The 18,874-nt window shown below is 65.4% G+C and carries 17 protein-coding genes; 10 read left to right on the forward strand and 7 right to left on the reverse strand.

Going from position 1 to position 18,874, the window contains the following annotated elements:
* Positions 1-20: 20 nt before the first annotated feature.
* Positions 21-3,557, forward strand: a complete 3,537-nt coding sequence (gene dnaE / locus KZZ07_RS13485) for a DNA polymerase III subunit alpha (protein WP_219514795.1) — start codon at positions 21-23, stop codon at positions 3,555-3,557.
* 97 nt (positions 3,558-3,654) lie between these two features.
* Complete coding sequence (locus KZZ07_RS13490; RefSeq protein ID WP_219514796.1) at positions 3,655-4,473, forward strand: hypothetical protein; 819 nt, start codon at positions 3,655-3,657, stop codon at positions 4,471-4,473.
* Positions 4,474-4,741: 268 nt separating this feature from the next.
* On the opposite strand, the gene KZZ07_RS13495 is transcribed toward KZZ07_RS13490, so the two are convergent.
* Positions 4,742-4,948: a SlyX family protein gene (locus KZZ07_RS13495; RefSeq protein ID WP_255564341.1), complete on the reverse strand. Its 207-nt coding sequence runs from the start codon at positions 4,946-4,948 to the stop codon at positions 4,742-4,744.
* A gap of 128 nt (positions 4,949-5,076) precedes the next feature.
* Between KZZ07_RS13495 and hisS the strand changes: the two genes are divergently transcribed.
* The 3 genes from hisS to hisG are packed head-to-tail and all read left to right on the forward strand — an operon-like array spanning position 5,077 to position 8,317.
* Complete coding sequence (gene hisS / locus KZZ07_RS13500; RefSeq protein WP_219514798.1) at positions 5,077-6,549, forward strand: histidine--tRNA ligase; 1,473 nt, start codon at positions 5,077-5,079, stop codon at positions 6,547-6,549.
* A complete protein-coding gene (locus tag KZZ07_RS13505; RefSeq protein WP_219514799.1) occupies positions 6,546-7,628 on the forward strand; it encodes an ATP phosphoribosyltransferase regulatory subunit in 1,083 nt (360 codons plus the stop codon). Before hisS ends, KZZ07_RS13505 begins: the two co-directional genes overlap by 4 nt.
* Positions 7,625-8,317 carry an ATP phosphoribosyltransferase gene (gene hisG, locus KZZ07_RS13510; RefSeq protein WP_219514800.1) on the forward strand — a complete coding sequence of 231 codons (693 nt, stop codon included), beginning with the start codon at positions 7,625-7,627 and terminating at the stop codon, positions 8,315-8,317. The genes KZZ07_RS13505 and hisG overlap by 4 nt, the downstream gene beginning before the upstream one ends.
* 54 nt (positions 8,318-8,371) lie before the next feature.
* On the opposite strand, the gene yghU is transcribed toward hisG, so the two are convergent.
* Positions 8,372-9,220, reverse strand: a complete 849-nt coding sequence (gene yghU, locus KZZ07_RS13515) for a glutathione-dependent disulfide-bond oxidoreductase (RefSeq protein WP_219514801.1) — start codon at positions 9,218-9,220, stop codon at positions 8,372-8,374.
* 70 nt (positions 9,221-9,290) lie between these two features.
* On the opposite strand from yghU, the gene KZZ07_RS13520 reads away from it, so the two are divergent.
* Complete coding sequence (locus KZZ07_RS13520; protein WP_370631156.1) at positions 9,291-9,791, forward strand: YdcF family protein; 501 nt, start codon at positions 9,291-9,293, stop codon at positions 9,789-9,791.
* A gap of 16 nt (positions 9,792-9,807) precedes the next feature.
* Here the strand turns inward: KZZ07_RS13520 and KZZ07_RS13525 are convergent, their stop codons facing one another.
* The 5 genes from KZZ07_RS13525 to KZZ07_RS13545 all read right to left on the reverse strand — a co-directional run bounded on the left by KZZ07_RS13525 (position 9,808) and on the right by KZZ07_RS13545 (position 14,691).
* Complete coding sequence (locus KZZ07_RS13525; protein WP_219514803.1) at positions 9,808-10,197, reverse strand: hypothetical protein; 390 nt, start codon at positions 10,195-10,197, stop codon at positions 9,808-9,810.
* Between the two features lie 83 nt (positions 10,198-10,280).
* Entirely contained in the window at positions 10,281-10,712 is a 432-nt protein-coding gene (locus tag KZZ07_RS13530) for a DUF1489 family protein (protein WP_219514804.1), read from the reverse strand.
* Positions 10,713-10,978: 266 nt separating this feature from the next.
* Positions 10,979-13,270, reverse strand: coding sequence for an adenosylcobalamin-dependent ribonucleoside-diphosphate reductase (locus KZZ07_RS13535; protein WP_219514806.1), 2,292 nt, complete (start codon positions 13,268-13,270; stop codon positions 10,979-10,981).
* A gap of 136 nt (positions 13,271-13,406) precedes the next feature.
* On the reverse strand, positions 13,407-13,676 hold the full coding sequence (locus KZZ07_RS13540) for a hypothetical protein (RefSeq protein WP_219514808.1): 270 nt from the start codon (positions 13,674-13,676) through the stop codon (positions 13,407-13,409).
* A 130-nt stretch (positions 13,677-13,806) separates the two neighbouring features.
* Positions 13,807-14,691, reverse strand: coding sequence for a sulfotransferase (locus tag KZZ07_RS13545; RefSeq protein WP_219514809.1), 885 nt, complete (start codon positions 14,689-14,691; stop codon positions 13,807-13,809).
* Positions 14,692-14,958: 267 nt separating this feature from the next.
* Between KZZ07_RS13545 and KZZ07_RS13550 the strand changes: the two genes are divergently transcribed.
* Genes KZZ07_RS13550 through KZZ07_RS13565 form a run of 4 tightly spaced genes read left to right on the forward strand, consistent with a single transcriptional unit; the run spans position 14,959 to position 18,870 of the window.
* Entirely contained in the window at positions 14,959-15,918 is a 960-nt protein-coding gene (locus KZZ07_RS13550; RefSeq protein ID WP_370631157.1) for a metal ABC transporter solute-binding protein, Zn/Mn family, read from the forward strand.
* The gene (locus KZZ07_RS13555; RefSeq protein WP_219514811.1) at positions 15,915-16,730 is read left to right on the forward strand and encodes a metal ABC transporter ATP-binding protein; all 816 of its coding nucleotides are present in this window, start codon (positions 15,915-15,917) and stop codon (positions 16,728-16,730) included. The genes KZZ07_RS13550 and KZZ07_RS13555 overlap by 4 nt, the downstream gene beginning before the upstream one ends.
* Entirely contained in the window at positions 16,727-17,944 is a 1,218-nt protein-coding gene (locus tag KZZ07_RS13560; RefSeq protein WP_219514814.1) for a metal ABC transporter permease, read from the forward strand. The genes KZZ07_RS13555 and KZZ07_RS13560 overlap by 4 nt, the downstream gene beginning before the upstream one ends.
* A complete protein-coding gene (locus tag KZZ07_RS13565; protein WP_370631158.1) occupies positions 17,941-18,870 on the forward strand; it encodes a metal ABC transporter permease in 930 nt (309 codons plus the stop codon). The genes KZZ07_RS13560 and KZZ07_RS13565 overlap by 4 nt, the downstream gene beginning before the upstream one ends.
* Positions 18,871-18,874 lie beyond the last annotated feature (4 nt).

Consider the following 18,874-nt stretch of genomic DNA (forward strand, 5'->3'; position numbering starts at 1 on the left):
CCACAGCATAGGGTATGCACATGGCCGATCCCCGATTCATTCACCTGCGTGTCCACACCGAATATTCCCTGCTCGAAGGCGCCGTGCGGCTGAAAAAGCTGCCCGGGCTCTGCGCGGACATGGGCATGCCAGCGGTGGCCGTGACCGACACCAACAATCTCTTTGCCGCGCTGGAGTTTTCCGTTGGCGCCAGCGGCGCCGGGGTGCAGCCGATCATCGGTTGCCAGGTGGACCTGCGCTATATCGATCCGCAGCCCGGGGAACGTCCAAAGCCGCCCGCGCCGCTGGTGCTGCTGGCCCAGACCGAGACGGGATATGAGCATCTGATGAAGCTCAATTCGTGTCTCTACCTGCGCAAGGACACCGAGCTGGCGCATGTGACGCTGGATGAACTCGCCGCGCATTCCGAGGATGTGATCTGCCTCAGTGGCGGGCCGGACGGGCCGGTGGGCCGCCACCTGCGGCAGGGCCATCGCGGGGCGGCGCAGGCCCTGATGACCCGGCTGGCCGGGATTTTCGGCGACAGGCTCTATGTCGAACTGCAGCGCCACCCAGGCGAGGACGGCACGCCGCCAGAGGCCGAACGCCTGACCGAACGTGGTTTCGTCGAGATGGCCTACGAGATGGACCTGCCGATGGTGGCCACCAACGACGTCTATTTCCCCAAGGAAAACATGTACGAGGCGCATGACGCGATGATCTGCATCGCCGATGGCGCCTATGTCGACCAGCAGGAACCGCGCCGCCGCCTGACGCCGCAGCATTATTTCAAGAGTCCGCAGGAAATGGCGGTGCTTTTCGCCGATCTCCCCGAGGCGCTGGACAATACCGTCGAGATCGCCAGGCGCTGCGCCTTTATGGCCTACAAGCGTGCGCCGATCCTGCCGAAATTCGCCGATGACGAGGTCGCGGAACTGCGCCGCATGGCCAACGAAGGTCTGCAGGCCCGTCTGGCAGTGATCCCTCATGCGGTCAGCGTCGAGGAGTATCAGGAGCGGCTGGATTTCGAGCTGGGCATCATCGAGGGGATGGGCTTTCCCGGCTATTTCCTGATCGTTGCGGACTTCATCCAGTGGGCCAAGGACAACACCATCCCGGTCGGCCCGGGGCGGGGATCGGGGGCGGGGAGCCTGGTGGCCTACGCGCTGACCATCACCGACCTTGACCCGCTGCGCTACTCGCTGCTCTTCGAACGCTTCCTGAACCCGGAACGCGTGTCGATGCCGGACTTCGACATCGACTTTTGCATGGATCGCCGCGAAGAGGTGATCCGCTACGTTCAGGACAAGTACGGCCATGACAAGGTGGCCCAAATCATCACCTTTGGCGCGCTTTTGTCCAAGGCGGCGGTGCGCGACATGGGGCGCGTTCTGCAGATGCCCTACGGGCAGGTGGACCGCCTGTCCAAGATGATCCCGGTCGAAGGCGTAAAACCCGTCTCGATCGAGAAAGCCCTGAAGGACGAACCGCGCCTGGCCGAGGAGGCGCGCAACGAGGAAGTCGTCGACCGCCTGCTGAAATACGGCATGCAGGTCGAGGGGCTGTTGCGCTCTGCCGGCACCCACGCGGCGGGGGTTGTCATCGCCGACCGGCCCACGGACGAGCTGGTGCCGCTGTATCGCGACCCCAGGTCGGACATGCCCGCCACCCAGTTCAACATGAAATGGGTCGAACAGGCGGGGCTGGTGAAATTCGACTTTCTGGGCTTGAAGACCCTGACCGTCATCCAGAACGCGATGGACCTGATCTTCAAGTCCGGGCGCCCGCTGCACGTGGCGGCGGATGGCACGGAACTGTACGAACCCGCAGAGGGGGCGGAGAACCACATCAACGCCATCCCGCTGGACGATGAGCCGACCTACAAGCTCTATGCCTCGGCCAAGACCGTGGCGGTGTTCCAGGTGGAAAGCTCGGGCATGATGGATGCGCTCAAGCGCATGAAGCCCACCTGCATCGAGGACATCGTGGCGCTTGTGGCGCTCTACCGTCCGGGCCCGATGGAGAACATCCCGAAATACTGCGAGGTCAAGAACGGGCTTTCCAAACGCGACAAGCTGCACCCCTCGGTGGACCATATCCTGGACGAGACGCAGGGCATCATCGTCTATCAGGAACAGGTGATGCAGATCGCGCAGGAAATGGCAGGCTATTCGCTTGGCGGCGCCGACCTGCTGCGCCGCGCGATGGGCAAGAAGATCCAAGAGGCGATGGACGCCGAAAAGCCCAAGTTCCTGTCCGGCGCCAAGGGAAACGGCGTCGATGAGAAAAAGGCGCTGGAAACCTGGGTTTTGCTCGACAAGTTCGCCAACTACGGCTTCAACAAGTCGCACGCGGCGGCCTATGCGGTGGTCAGCTATCAGACCGCCTGGCTGAAGGCGAACCATGCGGTGGAATTCATGGCCGGTGTCATGAACTGCGATATCCACCTGACGGACAAGCTGGCGGTCTATTTCGAGGAGGTCCGCAAGGGGCTGAAATTGCCTTGGGTGCCGCCCTGTGTGAACCGGTCGCAGGCGACCTTCGACGTGGTGAATGGCGAACTGGTCTATGCCCTGGGCGCATTGAAGAACGTCGGGCTGGAGGTCATGCGGCTGGTCGTCGCGGGGCGGGCCGGGGACACGCCGGACGGAGCCGACCGGCCTTTCGTCAACATCTATGACTTTGCGCGACGGGTGGACCTGAAGAAGATCGGCAAACGTCCGCTGGAGATGATGGCCCGCGCGGGCTGTTTCGACGTGCTGGATTCGAACCGGCGCCGGATCTTCGACTCGCTGGATGCGCTGGTGGCCTATTCGGCGGCGATCCACGAACAGAAGGCCAGCGCGCAGGTGTCGTTGTTTGGCGAGGCGGGCGAGGATCTGCCGGAACCGCGTCTGTCACCCGTGTCCGACTGGCTGCCCGCCGAACGGCTGGCGGAAGAATTCAAGGCGGTCGGCTTCTACCTGTCTGGCCACCCGCTGGACGATTATATGCCGCAGCTGCGCCGGGTCGAACGCAACGGCAATTTCGTGACGCTGGACGAGCTGACTCACAAGGTACAGTCCAACGGGCCGATGCTGGCCAAGCTGGCGGGTGTCGTGGCCGGGCGACAAGAGCGCAAGTCGGCGCGCGGCAACCGCTTTGCCTTTGCCCAGCTGTCGGACCCGACCGGGGCCTATGAGGTGACGCTGTTCTCGGAGGCGTTGGAGAAATCGCGCGAGCATCTGGAAAGCGGCTCCAAGGTCTTGGTCACGGTCGAGGCGACGATGGAGTCGGACCAGCTGAAGCTCTTGGGCCGCTCTGTCGCGCCGGTCGAGGTGGTGGTGGCCGGGGCGGGTGCCAGCGGACTGCGCATCTACGTCGAATCCGCCGGCGCGCTGCCGCAGGTCGCCTCTGTCCTTGGGCGCGCGGCGGAACAGATGCCGAAGGCGGCGCGCGGACCAATCCAGTTGTGCCTCAGCGGCCCCGGTCTGCCGGGCGAGGTCGAGCTGGACGCGGGCCTTGAATTCCCTGTCAGCCCCGAGATCAAGGGCGCGGTGAAATCGCTGGACGGGGTGCTGGCGGTAGAGGAAATCTGAACCGCGTCGGCGGGCCTTGGCGCAAACCGGTGACGTGCAAGGTGGACGCGGCACCCTTGGCCGGGCTACAACCCCCGGAGTTTTCGGGGAGAAAGACATGGGCGCTCGCGTGATCAGGGGGGGATTTGTCCTCTGCGTGGGACTTTTGCTGGCTGGTTGCGGCGATCCGTTGTCCGGCGTTCCCAAGTATCAGGATGTGCCGCTGGCCGATGATGCGGGCCAGGCAGATGCGCTTGCGCCGGAAACCCCGCGCGCGCCCGTGACGGAAGAGCCGCCCCGGCGTGGTCTTCTGGGCCTCTTCGGCGCCCGCGCCGCCGCGGCCAAGCGGGACGATGCCCCCGAACTGGCCGCAGCGGGTGGCGCCACCCTGGACAAGGATGACGACAGACCGAAAAAGCGCGCCCGTGCGCCGCGCCCCGGGGCGCCGGATGCGCGCGAGGTGCCCTTTGGCACGCGTTTGCCCTATGGTCAGATCGCCCGTGTCTGCAACGTGCCCCGCCGCAAGCTGGGCAAGAAGATCGAGGGCTATCCGGAGCGCCGCAGCACCTATGATCTTTACGACAGCGACCCGAACGCAAGCAGCGCGCGTACCTTCTATCTTACCGGGTTCGACGATGGCTGTGCCCGTCAGTTCACCGCGGCGTTGGTGATCTTCGGCTCGCCCGAAAGTTACGAGCAGATCCACTATGGCCCCTCCGGAGAGGCACAGCCGATCCTGGACACGGACAAGGCCTACGAGAGGGTCAAGCGCCGGGTCTGCGGTGTCCGCAAGGGCAAGCCCTGCGGGTCCAAGATGCGGCGCCTGGAGCGCGACACGGTCTTTGTCAGCGTTTATGAGCGGTTCGGCAGTAACCCCCGCTGGAAGAACATCCTGCTGCACGACGGCGAGGTCGTCGCGATGGACATGAAGGGCTGACGCGGCCGTCGAACGGCGCTCCTGCGCCCCTGCGGGCCGCAGATCGCCCCGCCCGCCGTCCCGCCAGGTGGCCCCGCGCGTGGACAGGTTCCCGATGTCGCAGCGTGGTGGCGTTACAGGGACGACTTTACCCTTTGTCGGGATATGCCGGCCGTGTTCGCCGTCGCAAACGGGGCGGCTGTGCCCGGCACGGAAGGGTGTGGCTGGTGGTCTTTCCTTTCGGAAAGACACCTCTGCCACCGGTCGTGTTTGCCGTCGCAAACACGACCTAGTAATGTGGCGGTTTCTCGTCACCGAAGACGACCCCGCCCGACCCTTCCGCCTCGCGCGCGGCTTCGCGTTGCAAAAGCATCTCGACCCGGGCGGTGAGGAGGGCGATCTCGCGGTCCTGGCGGGCGATGGTTTCCGAAAGGTCGTCGAGCGCGCGCAGGGCGTGGGCCAGACCCTCTTCCAGCTGGTCGATTCTGTCTGTCATGGGCTGCGCTCCTTGGCTGGGTCAGGGTTGAGTATTTGCACAGAGAAGAAGCTGCAAGGCGCTCTGCTTGCCCCGCACCGGTCGAAGGGATAGAGGAAGCGCGATAAATCCGACAACCGGGATGACTCATGGCCAAGCAGAAGAAAGCCCCGCGCCCCAAGGCGCAGACACCCAAGGGGTTCCGCGACTATTTCGGTCCCGAAGTGACCGAGCGCGCCGAGATGCTGAACACCATCGCCGGGGTTTACCATCAATACGGGTTCGATGCGCTGGAAAGCTCTGGCGTCGAGACGGTCGAGGCGCTGGGCAAGTTCCTGCCCGACGTGGATCGCCCGAACGAAGGTGTCTTTGCCTGGCAGGACGAGGACGACAGCTGGATGGCGCTGCGCTATGACCTGACGGCGCCGCTGGCGCGGGTCTATGCCCAGCACCGCAACGACCTGCCCTTGCCCTATCGGCGCTACGCGATGGGGCCGGTCTGGCGCAACGAAAAGCCGGGGCCGGGGCGGTATCGCCAGTTCTACCAGTGCGACGCGGATACCGTGGGTGCCGGCAGCGTGGCGGCGGATGCCGAGATCTGCGCGATGCTGGCGGACACGCTGGAAAAGGTCGGCATCCCGCGCGGCGACTACCTGATCCGGGTCAACAACCGGAAGGTTCTGAACGGCGTACTGGAATGCATGGGGCTGGACGATGATGCCCAGCGGGATGCGGTGCTGCGGACCATCGACAAGTTCGACAAGGTCGGTGAGGCCGGGGTGCGCGAGCTTTTGGGCAAGGGCCGGCTGGATGCCTCGGGGGCCTATATCGACGGCGTGGGGCTGAGCGCGGAACAGGCCGAGCCGGTCGTCGCTTTCCTGACGTCGGGCAGGCTGGAGGCGGCGGAGACGCTGGCCAACCTGCGTGCCGCCATCGGCGCGTCGACGGTGGGTGAAGAGGGCGTTGCCGAACTGGAACAGATTGCCGATTTGCTGGCGGCACAGGGATACGGGCCGGACCGGATCATCATCGATCCTTCGGTCGTCCGTGGTCTTGGCTACTACACCGGCCCGGTCTTCGAGGCCGAGCTGACCTTTGAAATTCTCGACGAAAAGGGCCGCAAACGTCAGTTCGGCTCGGTCGCGGGCGGCGGGCGCTATGACGATCTGGTCAAGCGCTTTACCGGGCAGGCGGTGCCGGCGACCGGCGTCAGCATCGGGGTGGACCGGCTGTTGGCGGCGCTGCGCGAAAAGGGCCGCATCGGTGGCAGCGTCCAGGGGCCTGTGGTCGTGACTGTGATGGACCGCGATCGGATGGGCGATTACCAGGCGATGGTGGCGGACCTGCGCCAGGCCGGGCTGCGGGCCGAGGTCTATCTTGGCAACCCCAAGAACTTTGGCAATCAGCTGAAATATGCGGACAAGCGCCAGAGCCCCGTCGCGGTGATCGAAGGCGGCGACGAAAAGGACAAGGGCGTGGTGCAGATCAAGGACCTGATCCTGGGCGCGAAGCTGGCCGAGGATGCCAGCCTGGCGGAATGGAAGGACCATCCCAGCCAGTACGAGGTGCCGCGCGACCAGCTGGTGGCCAAGGTTCAAGAGATCCTGGACCTGCACAAATGAGCCTTGCCGCGATCAAGCAAAAGGCGACCGTGCTGAAGGCGCGGTTCGTCGAGGGCGGCGCCTTGCCCGTCGATTGCCCCGTGCTGCTGCCTGCCGACACGCTGCTGGACCTCTATGGTGAGGACATCCGCACCCGTGCCTTCCTGACCCATGACCCGGTGCGGGGCGAAGTCATCCTGCGCCCGGACTTTACCGTGCCCGTGGTGCAGAAACACATGGCCGAAGGCGCCGAACCGGCCCGCTATACCTATGCCGGCGAGATCTTTCGCCGGCAGGAAGAGCACCCGGAGCGTCCCTCGGAATATCACCAGGTGGGATTCGAGGTCTTTGACCGGGCCGACCCGGCGGGCGCCGATGCCGAGGTCTTTGCCCGCTTCTCGGAGGTCCTTTCTCCTTTTGGGCTGCGGGCCGTTGTGGGCGATATCGGCATCCTGATCGCCGCTGTCGCAGGGCTTGAGACCAGCGAGGCGCGCAAATCCGCCTTGATGCGGCACATCTGGCGGCCCCGCCGGTTCCGGGCGCTTCTGGATCGCTATGCGGGCCGGGCGGCGGTCCCGGCCAGTCGGACCGCACTGTTGGCTTCGCCGGACCCGCTGTCGCTGGCCGGGCCGATGATCGGGTTGCGCGGCGCGGCAGAGATCGCGGCGCGAGTCGATGCACTGCGGGCGGATGCGCAGGACCCGGCGTTGCCGGGTGACCAGGTGGACCTGCTGGAGGCGCTGGTAAAGGTCTCCGAGACCTGCGGAAACGCGCTGGAACAGCTGCGCGACATTGCCGTGGACATGCCTGCCATCGCAGGGGCCGTCGAACGCATGGCAGCGCGGTGCGAGTCGCTGGCCGCGCAGGGGATCGACGTGACGTCGCTGATGTTCGATGCGAATTTCGGCCGGACCTCTATGGAATACTATGACGGTTTCGTCTTCGGCTTCTCGGCACCCGGGCGGCCTGACTGGCCGTTGGTGGCCTCTGGCGGGCGCTATGACGCGCTGACCCGGCAATTGGGACAGGGACGAGAGATCCCGGCAGTTGGCGGGGTGATCCGGCCCGGCTTGCTGGTCGACCTGGAGGAGGCGGCATGAGCGTCAAGCTTGGGGTGCCATCAAAGGGCCGTCTGATGGACAAGACCTTTGACTGGTTCAGAGCGCGCGGCATCGGGTTGGCGCGTAGCGGGTCCGAGCGCGAGTATTCGGGCGAGGTGACGGGCGTCGAGGGTGTCGAGCTGGTGCTGCTGAGCGCCGGGGAAATCCCGCGCGAACTGGCGGCGGGGCGTATTCACCTGGGCGTCACGGGCACTGACCTGGTGCAGGAAAAGCTGGTCCAGTGGGATCAGAAGGTAAGGCCACTGGCCGAGCTGGGCTTTGGCCATGCCGACCTGATCGTGGCGGTGCCCGCCTGCTGGGTGGATGTGAACACTCTGGACGATCTGGATGCGGCGGCTGCGGCCTTCCGTGCCCGGCACGGGTTCCGGATGCGGATCGCGACCAAGTACCACCGGCTTGTGCGCGCCTACCTGCACGAGGGCGGCGTGTCCGATTACCAGCTGGTCGACAGCCAGGGTGCGACCGAAGGGACCGTCAAGAACCTGACCGCCGAGGCCATCGCCGACATCACCTCTTCGGGGGAAACCCTGCGCGCCAATCACCTCAAGATCCTGGCCGAAGAGCCGGTGTTGCGCAGCCAGGCGACGCTGTTCAAGTCGCGCGTTGCCCCGCTGGGAGAGAGTGAGCGCGAGACCATGCGGGCCTTGCAGGACCGGCTGGGGCTGTAGACCTGCGCGCAAAGGAGTGTTCCCCCGGGCCCGCCTTGCGGACCCGGGGCGTTTTCAATCCGCCTCGGGCTTTACCAGCCCGGTTTCGAAATCGCTGGCCGCGTGGCGTTCGGGCAACATGCCCTCATCCGTCCGGTTCACGATACGCCCGCGTTGCACGGCGGGGCGCTCCAGGATCTCGTCGGCCCAACGCAGCACGTTGGTATAGCTCTTCACGTCCAGGAAGTCGCCCGCGTTGTAGGATTCACCGTGCACTGTGCGCCCGTACCAAGGCCAGATGGCCATGTCGGCAATCGTGTAATCCTCGCCCACCATGTAGCGGTTTTCGGCAAGGTGACGGTCCAGCACGTCAAGCTGGCGCTTGGTCTCCATCGCGAAACGGTTGATCGGATATTCCATCGGGTAGGGGGCATAGGCGTAGAAATGACCAAAGCCGCCGCCCAGGTAGGGCGCGCTGCCCATCTGCCAGAACAGCCAGCTGAGCATTTCGGCGCGCTTGGCACGAGGGCCCTGGAAGGCGTCGAATTTTTCGGCCAAATGCATCAGGATCGCGCCGGATTCGAAGACGCGGACCGGTTCCGGCCCGGACCGGTCCACCAGCGCCGGGATCTTCGAATTCGGGTTGATCTCGACAAAGCCCGACCCGAACTGGTCGCCCTTGCCGATGCGGATCAGCCAGGCGTCGTATTCGGCGTCGTGACCGTCGGCCAGCAGCTCTTCCAGCAGGATGGTGACCTTCACCCCGTTGGGCGTGCCCTGAGAGTAGAGCTGGAACGGATGGGTGCCGACGGGCAGCTCCTTGTCATGGGTGGCCCCGGCGATGGGGCGGTTCAAAGACCCCCAGGTGCCGCCGTTTTCCTTGTCCCAGGTCCAGACTTCGGGGGGCGTATACTGTTCGGTCATGGCGCATGTCCTTCTCATATCTCGTCGCAGAACCTATAGGTCCTGAAGCGAAATGCCAGAGGGGGCAGGGGTGCACAAAGCATGTGCAAAGACGCAAGGGGTGGCGCTGGTGCTGGGGGCCTCGGTGCGCCCGGATGGCAGGCCCTCTCCCGCGCTGACGCGCCGGGTCGCGCACGCGGTCGCGCTTTGGCAGGCGGGCAGGGTGGGGACGCTGGTGCTGTCCGGCGGCGTCCGCACGCACCCCCCGGCAGAGGCCGAGGTCATGGCCCGGCTGTGCCGCGAGGCGGGCGTGCCGGACGAGGCCCTGACGCTGGAGACGCGCGCGCTGACCACCGAGGACAACATGCGCTTTGCCCGCCCGCTGCTGGACGATCTGGGTTGTCGCGACGTGGTGATCGTGACCGACCGGTATCACGCCGCGCGGGCGCGGCTGGTTGCGCGGCGGGCCGGCTTGCGCGCCACAGCCAGTTGCCCGCGCCTGACCGGCGCCCCCTGGTGGCGGGTGCTGCGGGCCTGGACGCGCGAGGCTGTGGCGCTGGTCTGGTACTGGTTGCGCGGGGCGGGGCGCTGATCCTGCCCCGCTGCCGTCACCCGGGCAGGATAACCTCGACATATTGCATATAGCCATTCTGGCCATAGACGTTGACGATCACGTGCATGTTGCCCCGCATGATCGCATTGGCCACATGCGGCGGCATGTAGCCGTTGTTGACCATCTGCTCCAGCCGGGCGCGGGCGTTGATGTCGCCGAAATAGGGATCCCACTGGTCACCATATTGCGAGATGCCGAAGCGGTGGTAATTGGCCCGGTCCTGGCGCAGGACCTGCGCCGGGGTACTCAGCCGGACGCCTCTGGAGTTATACAGATCTCGTTGGCCGATGAAGGCGTTGTAGGATCCAAGCAACTGCTGCGCCTGCGCGGCGGCGGGCGCCACCAGCGCGAGGGCAAGGGCGGAAAGAAGGAAACGGCGCTTCATGATGGCCTCCCGTCATCTGTTTGCGATGGCAGGAGTCTAGCAGCGGCCCGTTGACGATACTTTGATTCAGGCCAAGCCGGGGGTCAGAGTACGCCGATTTCGGCCAGCGCCCCGGCGAGCGCGGGCGGCAGAGGCTCTTCCTCCGCGCGGCTGCCGGGCAGGTCGGGTGGGGCGTCTGCGGCGGCAAGATAGCGCCATCCCTGGAAGGCGCGCTTGGGCGCGGCGGCGGTGCGGGTGATCTCCGGGTCCAGCACAAGGGCACAGCGCTTGATCCCGTCCGCGCCCGTGACCGGGTCAAGCCGCAGGATACGTTGGCGGCATTGGATCAACCCCTTGATGACCCAGTAGATCGAGCCGCCGTTCAGCACCTCGTCCTCGCGCCGGGGCCACATGCGGGTGACATGGCGCGGCAGCCCGTCTTCGGTCTGGGCGCGCCGCGTGCCCTGCCAGTCCATCAGACTGTCGACGCTTTCCGTGCCCGCGCTGAGCTTTATCAGGTGAGTTGTCCTTGCCATGTCATCCCCTTGGCTGCCGAGGATCATAGCGGTGCCTGCCTCGGGTTCAAGCAGCGGAGGTGGAGATGCCCCCTGCCTCTGTCGTGGTCCGGATCAGTGGTTGGGGTCGCTCCGGTCGCCAGCGTTTCGGGAAGCAGGTCAAGAGCCGTGTTCGGACGGGAAGAAAATGCTGCGGGAAGGACGGCCAGACTGTCGTGCGGACAGCGGGACAACTGGGTGCATCAAGGCGGGAAAAAACCTGGAGCCGCCCCCCCAAATACTCGTCTCTACCCGCATTTCGAATGGCCACAGGAGGCACAGGTCATGCAGCCTTCGACCATGCGCATGTCGTATTGCCCGCAGTTGGGGCACGCCGGGCCGCGGGGCTGGTCGAGGTTCACAACCTGGGCTGTCGGGTCGCTCTTCAGGCCCATGCCTTCGCCTTCCAGGAAGCCGGTCGCGATCAAATGGCGCTCGATGACGCCACCGATGGCCGCCAGGATCGAAGGAATATACTTTCCCTGAACCCAGGCACCGCCGCGCGGGTCGAAGACGGCCTTCAGCTCCTCGACGACAAAGCTCACGTCGCCGCCGCGCCGGAACACTGCCGATATCATCCGGGTCAGGGCCACGGTCCAGGCAAAATGCTCCATGTTCTTGGAGTTTATGAAGACCTCGAAGGGTCGCCGGTGTCCGCCCACGATAATATCGTTGATCGTCAGGTAGATGGCGTGCTCGCTGTCGGGCCATTTCAGCTTGTAGGTCGCGCCTTCCAATGTCTGGGGGCGGTCCAGCGGTTCGGACATGTAGACCACCTCGGCGCCCTGCGCGCCTTCGCCCCGGGCCTGGTCCGGGGCTTCGCCGGGGGCCACGTCCTCGACTTCTGACACGCTCAGAACCGACCCTGTCACATCGTTTGGACGGTAGGTCGTGCAACCCTTGCAGCCGGTCTCGTAGGCCTGCAGGTAGACGTCCTTGAAGTCCTCGAAGGAGATGTCCTCGGGGCAGTTGATGGTCTTGGAAATCGACGAGTCGACCCATTTCTGGGCCGCGGCCTGCATGCGGACATGGTCAAGCGGGGCCAGGGTCTGGGCGTTGACAAAATACTCGGGCAGGGCCGCGTCGGTGCCAAAGGTCTCCCGGTACATCTGCACCGCGTAGTCGACGACCTCTTCCTCGGTCCGGGTTCCGTCCTTTTGCAGCACCTTGCGGGTGTAGGCATAGGCAAAGACCGGCTCGATCCCCGAAGAGACATTCCCGGCATAAAGCGAGATCGTCCCGGTGGGCGCAATCGACGTGACCAGGGCATTGCGGATCCCGTGTTGGCGGATGGCGTTGCGCACGTCCTCGTCCATGCCCAGCATCGTGCCGCTGGCCAGGTAGGCGTCGGCGTCAAAGAGCGGGAAGGCGCCTTTTTCCTTCGCCAATTGCACCGAGGCCCGGTATGCGGCGCGGGCGATCCGGTGCAACCAGCGTTCGGTCTGGCGCGCCGCTTCCTCAGTGCCGTAGCGCAGTCGGACCATCAGCAGCGCATCCGCCAGGCCAGTCACGCCCAGCCCGATGCGGCGTTTGTTCAAGGCCTCCTGGCGCTGCTCCTCCAGCGGAAAGCGCGAGGCATCGACGACGTTGTCCATCATCCGGACGGCTGTGGAGACCAGCTCGTCCAGCGCGTGTTCGTCAAGGTGCGCGTCGCCGGTAAAGGGATCGTTGACCAGACGGGCCAGGTTGACCGACCCCAGCAGGCAGGCGCCATAGGGGGGCAGGGGCTGCTCGCCGCAAGGGTTGGTGGCGGCGATGGTTTCGCAATAGCTGAGGTTGTTGGCCTGGTTGATCCGGTCGATAAAGATCACGCCCGGTTCGGCGTAGTCATAGGTGGCGCGCATGATCCGGTTCCACAGGTCGCGGGCGGGCAGGGTGTGATAGACCACGCCGTCAAAGACCAGTTCCCAGGGACCGTCCGCCTTGACCGCCTCCATGAAGGCATCCGTGACCAGGACCGAGAGGTTGAACATGCGCAGGCGCGCGCTGTCGGCCTTGGCGCCGATGAAATCCTCGATGTCCGGGTGATCGCAGCGCATGGTCGCCATCATCGCCCCTCGGCGCGAGCCGGCGGACATGATCGTGCGGCACATGGCGTCCCAGACATCCATGAAGCTGAGCGGCCCGGAGGCATCGGCCGCCACACCTGTCACGGGCGCCCCCTTTGGCCGGATGGTCGAGAAATCGTAACCGATGCCGCCGCCCTGCTGCATGGTCAGTGCCGCCTCGCGCAACTGGTCGAAAATACCGCCCATGTTGTCGGGGATCGTGCCCATGACGAAACAGTTGAACAGGGTCACGCTGCGGTCGGTGCCGGCCCCGGCCGTGATCCGGCCTGCGGGCAGGTATTTGAAATCCTCAAGTGCCTCGTAGAACCGCTCTTCCCAGTGGGCCGGGTCCATTTCGACCTTGGCCAGCGCCCGGGCGATCCGGCGCCAGCTGTCCTCGACACTGAGGTCCAGTGGCGTGCCGTCCGCCTGTTTCAGGCGGTACTTCATGTCCCAGATCTGTTCGGCAATGGGGGCGGCAAAGCGGGTCATGGCGATTCCCTCTGTTGGCAGGCTGAATAATGTAGCCGCAACCTGGGATTTCCACAACAGATTGACAGCCTCGCCGGCATGTCCCCCAGATCATGCGCCGAATGCAAGTGGTTTGCCTCGGCGCATGTCCCGCTGTTCAGAAAAAGAACTCGTCTCCGGGCACATAGTCTTCGATGTTCTGCCCATCGGGCCGGTCCTCCGGATCGTCCGCGAGCTTGCGGCGCGTGGCCGCCTGTACCGCCTCGCGTGCGGCGCCCAGGTGGTCGAACGCGGCTTCCTGGACGATGCGATCCGTCAGCTGGTCAAAGGTCCGGTGCACCGCGTGGTCATTGGCGATGAAGGGGCCGTTGTCCTGGCTGAAAAAGCGAAATCCGATGTCGTCGATGACAAGAGCGTCTTCGGGCATGGGTCTGGTCTCCTGGAATATCGCCCCGAACCGAGGGGCGGGAACACTGGTCAAGCACATCTCAGGGCTGCACCGGTGTCAGCGGTGTATCTGCCAGTATCCCCCATGCGCCAAGCCTTGGGCAGTCAGGTTAACCTTGCCACTGGTCAGGCAGGAAACCGCCGAACCGCGCGCGGCAAAAGGCGTATTGCGGGGCCAGCGCCGCGGTAAAGGCCTTGCGCGCCTCCCCGGGCAGGGCGGTCCCGACGCTGGTCGCGTTCCGGCGCAGCCGGGGCCCAGCTGGCCGCCATGAAACACCCAGAAAGTCGCAGAGCCGGGGCAGGGCATCGCCCTCGGCAAGATCCTCGTAGAAGAGGAACAGCAAGTCCTCGGGCGCGAAACAGTCGTCCAGCGCCGTGACGGTGGCCTGATAGTCGCCCCGTGCCATGATCGCCGGGGCGGCAAGGGCGTCGGCCCAGGCCTGTGTCGCGTCCTCGGTCAGGCCCTGCTGCTGCATGTGCCGCAACTGTGACCAGAGCCGCGCGACCGGGTCACGCATGACGAACAGCAGTTTCAGCCGGACGCCCTGCGTGGCGCAAAAGGCCCGCATGTGGGCAAAGCCTGCCGTCCCCAGGACAGAGTAGGCCGGGGTGACATCGCAAATCACCCGTGTCTGCGGGGTGCTGATCCGGGCCATGTGGCCGAAATAGGCGTTGTCGTCATAGATCATCTGCACCCGGTCCAGCGCCGCCTGGATCATGGGTGAGGAGGTCAGGTGCTCTGCCGGGTGACCCTCTTGCGACAGGAGCAGCGTCAATCGACGGATGGCCAGAAGGTCCATGTCACTTAGGGCGTTTTCGGGAAAATTCCGGCTGAAGAAGTGCAATTCCTTGAGCGGGGAGGGCGTCACGCCCTCCAGTTCGCCCATGTAGGCGTGCAGCCAGCTTGTCGCGCACTTCATGGCACCGACGCAGACCAGCAGTGTCTTGCCGTCCAGTTCGGGGTAGTGTCGGATATGCGAAAGCTCCGTTGCCATGCGCCCCTCCTGCGGGTTCGGAACAGGGCGTCAGGCTGACACGGGGGCGGGCACCGCTCAAGCCTGCAGACGCCTTTCATAGCCTATGCCATCAACATCGGACTTGCTGAAAAACCGGGCGTTCTTGTCTCCTGTCACAGGATTTCAGCGTCCCTAGTTGCGAATAATTCTCACTTTCATTGACTCTTGCGAATTAGTCGCACTATATCTCGCATGTAGACAGCCCGGGTGGACGCATGGCCGGGGACCGTATCGAGGAGGTACACAGTGACTTTGACCAAGCGAGAGCTTCTTGCCGGACTGGCGACCTTGCCGCTGGCCCTGTCGGCCACGGGTGTGGCGGCGCAGGGTGTGGCAACTGTCGTGGCGACCACCGGTATGATTGCCGATGCCGCGCGGCAGGTTGGGGGCGATCTTGTCGAGGTCCGTGGCCTGATGGGGCCGGGTGTCGATCCGCACAGCTATCGCCAGACCCGCAGCGACATCGTGGCGATGGCGCGCGCGGATGTCGTGCTCTGGCACGGTCTCTACCTCGAGGCGCAGATGGAAGAGTTCCTGCAGGATCTGGGCGAGCGCGGCACCACCTATGCTGTGGCCGAGACTCTGCCTCGTGACCTGCTGTTGGGCCATGATGATTACGAGGACAAGTTCGATCCGCACGTCTGGATGGTGCCGGATCTGTGGAAACACGTCGTGGAAAACGTGCGCGACGCGCTGAGCGCCGCGCGTCCCGACAGTGCCGAGGTCTTTGCCGCCAACGCCGCCGCGCATCTGGCAGAGCTGGACGAGCTGTCCACCTATGCCGCCGGTATCCTTGCCAGCGTCCCCGAGGAAAGCCGCGTGCTGGTAACGGCGCATGACGCCTTCAACTATTTCGGGCAGGCCTACGGGTTCGAGGTCATGGGCATCCAGGGCATCTCGACCGAATCCGAGGCCGGGCTGCGCCGGATCGCCGATCTCGTGGATGTTCTGGTGGATCGCCAGATCGGCGCGGTCTTTGTCGAAAGCTCGGTCTCCGACCGCAATATCCGCGCGCTGATCGAAGGCGCCGCCGCCAAGGGGCACAAGGTTGTCATCGGGGGCGAGCTGTTCTCGGACGCGATGGGAGAGCCGGGGACCTACGTCGGCACCTATATCGGGATGCTCGACCACAATGCGACCACCATTGCCGGCGCCCTGGGCGGTGACGTGCCGCAGGACGGCATGAAAGGACTGTTGAACGGATGAGCGAACCTTCTGTAACCTTGGCCGCATCCGGCGGACAGGCGGCGGCGCAGGCGCGCCCCGATGCCGCCCTCAGCCTGCGCGGGCTGACCGTGTCCTACGGTGAGAAACCGGCGGTCTTTTCCGTCGATGCCGCCTTTCCGGCGGGCCAGATGACGGCGATCATCGGGCCGAACGGGGCGGGCAAGTCCACCTTGCTCAAGGCCGCGCTGGGCGTGATCCCGCGGCTATCGGGCGAGGTCAGCGTCTTTGGCCAGCCGCTCGATGCGGTGCGCGGGCGTATCGCCTATGTTCCCCAGCGCGCCAGCGTCGACTGGGATTTCCCGACCACGGTGATCGACGTGGTGATGATGGGCCTGTACCGGCAGGTCGGCCTGCTGGGGCGGCTGACCGGCGCGCTGAAGGCGCGGGCACTGTCCTGTCTTGACCGGGTCGGCATGGCCAGTTTTTCCGATCGCCAGATCGGACAGCTGTCCGGCGGCCAGCAACAACGGGTCTTTCTGGCCCGTGCGCTGGCTCAGGATGCGGATCTCTACTTGCTGGACGAACCCTTTGCCGGGGTGGATGCCGCGACCGAACGGGCGATCATCGACGTGCTTAAATCGCTCAAGGCCGAGGGCAAGGCGGTGGTCTGCGTCCATCACGACCTGGCCACGGTGCGCGACTATTTCGACAATGTCTTCATGATCAACGTGCGCCGGATCGCCGAGGGGCCTGTTGCGACCACCTTCAACGGCGAGACGCTGAACGCCACCTATGGCGGGCGGCTTGCCGCCACGCATATCGACCAGCTGAATCTGGTGGAGGGGGCGTGACACCGTTGATCGAGGCGCTGTTTCTGCAGGCGGGCTACAATGCGGCGCTGGTCGCCGTGGGCGCGGCCTTGCTGGGCTTCGCGGCGGGGGCCGCCGGGACATTTCTTTTCCTGCGCAAGCGCGCGCTGGTGTCCGATGCCGTCGCCCATGCCACGTTGCCCGGCGTCGGCCTGGCCTTCATCGCGATGGTCTGGCTGGGCGGAGACGGGCGCAACCTGCTGGGCCTTCTGGCCGGCTCTGCCGTGACCGCCGGGATCGGCCTTCTGGCCGTGGAATGGGTGACCAGGCGGACGCGGCTGAGCGAGGACGCCGCCATTGGTGCGGTGCTCTCGGTCTTCTTCGGGCTGGGGATCGTCGTTCTGACCGTGATCCAGACCATGAGTTCCGGCCGCCAGGCGGGACTGGAGAGTTTTCTGCTGGGGTCGACCGCGGGGATGCTGTTCCAGGATGCCATCGTGATTGCCGTGGGCGGATCGCTGGCGGTTCTGGCGACCTGGGTGATGCGCCGTCCAATGACGCTGGTGGCCTTCGACGCGGAATACGCGGCGGCAAACGGTGTGAACGTGCCGGGGATCGACCGGCTGATGATGGCGCTGGTCATGGCGGTCACGGTGATCGGGCTCAAGATCGTCGGGCTGATCCTGATTGTCGCAATGCTGATCATCCCGCCGGTCACAGCACGGTTCTGGACCGAACGCAGCCAGTCGCTGATCTGGTACGCGGGTGGCATTGGCGGTGTGTCGGGCTACCTTGGCGCAGCGCTTTCGGCCTCGGCGCCGGATCTGCCCACCGGGCCGATCATCGTGCTGGTCGCCGCCGTGTTGTTCCTGCTGTCGCTGTTCCTGGCACCCGCGCGGGGCGTGGCGGCGGCGGTGTTCCGGCACCGGCGATTCCAGCGCAAGGTGCACCGGCGGCAAGGGCTGCTGGCGCTGGCGCGGCAGGAGCCGATCCACGACGAGCTGACCCTGCGGGTCCTGCGGAGCGAGGGGCTGATCCGTGCCGATGGCGTGGCCACGGAAACCGGGCGCGCACAGGCGGCCAAGATCGCCCGTGACGAGCGCCGCTGGGACGTGGCGCGCGAAATCCACCAGGACACCGGGCTGACTGGTCGGTACGACGGGCTGACTCCGATTGAAGAGATCTTTGCCCCCGACGAGATTGCCGAGTTCGACCGCCGCATCGGAGGTCCGCGTGCCATAGGGGAGGGGCTGTGATGGGCAGCGAATTTGTCATGTTCTCGCTGACGCCGATGCTGATCGGCGTGCTGGCCTCTGTCGCCTGTGCCTTGCCGGGAAACTTCCTGATCCTGCGGCGGCAGGCGCTGATCGGCGATGCCATCAGCCATGTCGTCCTGCCGGGGATCGTGGTGGCCTTTCTGCTGACTGGCGTCGTGGCCGCGATTCCGATGCTGCTGGGCGCGGCCGGGGCCGCCGTCGTGGCCGTGGTGCTGATCGAGGCGATCAAACGGCTGGGCCGGATTGAACCGGGCGCGGCGATGGGTGTGACCTTTACCACGCTTTTCGCGGGCGGGGTGCTGCTGCTGGAACAAAGCGACACCTCCAGCGTCCACCTGGACGTGGAACACGCGCTGATGGGCAACCTTGAATCGCTGGTCTGGTTGCGTGCGACGGATTGGTCTTCGCTGCTCGACCCCTGGGCCCTGGCCGGTGTGCCCGAGGAACTGCCGCGCATCGCGGTGGTCTGCGTGGGTGTGATCCTGCTGACGCTGGTCTTCTGGCGCTGGCTGAAGATCTCGACCTTCGACGAGGGCTTTGCCCAGGCATTGGGCTTGCCGGTGGGTGTGATCGGCATGGGGCTGGTCATCACGGCGGCGGTGGCCGCTGTTGCGGCTTTTGACGCGGTCGGCTCGATCATCGTGATCGCCATGTTCATCTGCCCGCCCGCCGCGGCGCGATTGATGACAAACGGGCTTGAACGCCAGGTCTGGTGGTCGGTGCTGTTCGCGGTGCTCTCTGCGGTGCTGGGGTATGTTCTGGCAGGCTATGGGCCGCTCTGGCTGGGCGGTGACAATGCCGTCAGCGCTGCGGGGATGATTGCCACGGTGTCGGGGATGATCCTGGCGCTGGCCTGCGCCTTTGGTCCGCACCGCTCGCGCGTGGGGGCGCGGGCCGAGGCCTGAAACC

Source organism: Mameliella sp. CS4 (assembly GCF_019392335.1).
Taxonomy (GTDB): Bacteria; Pseudomonadota; Alphaproteobacteria; order Rhodobacterales; family Rhodobacteraceae; genus Antarctobacter.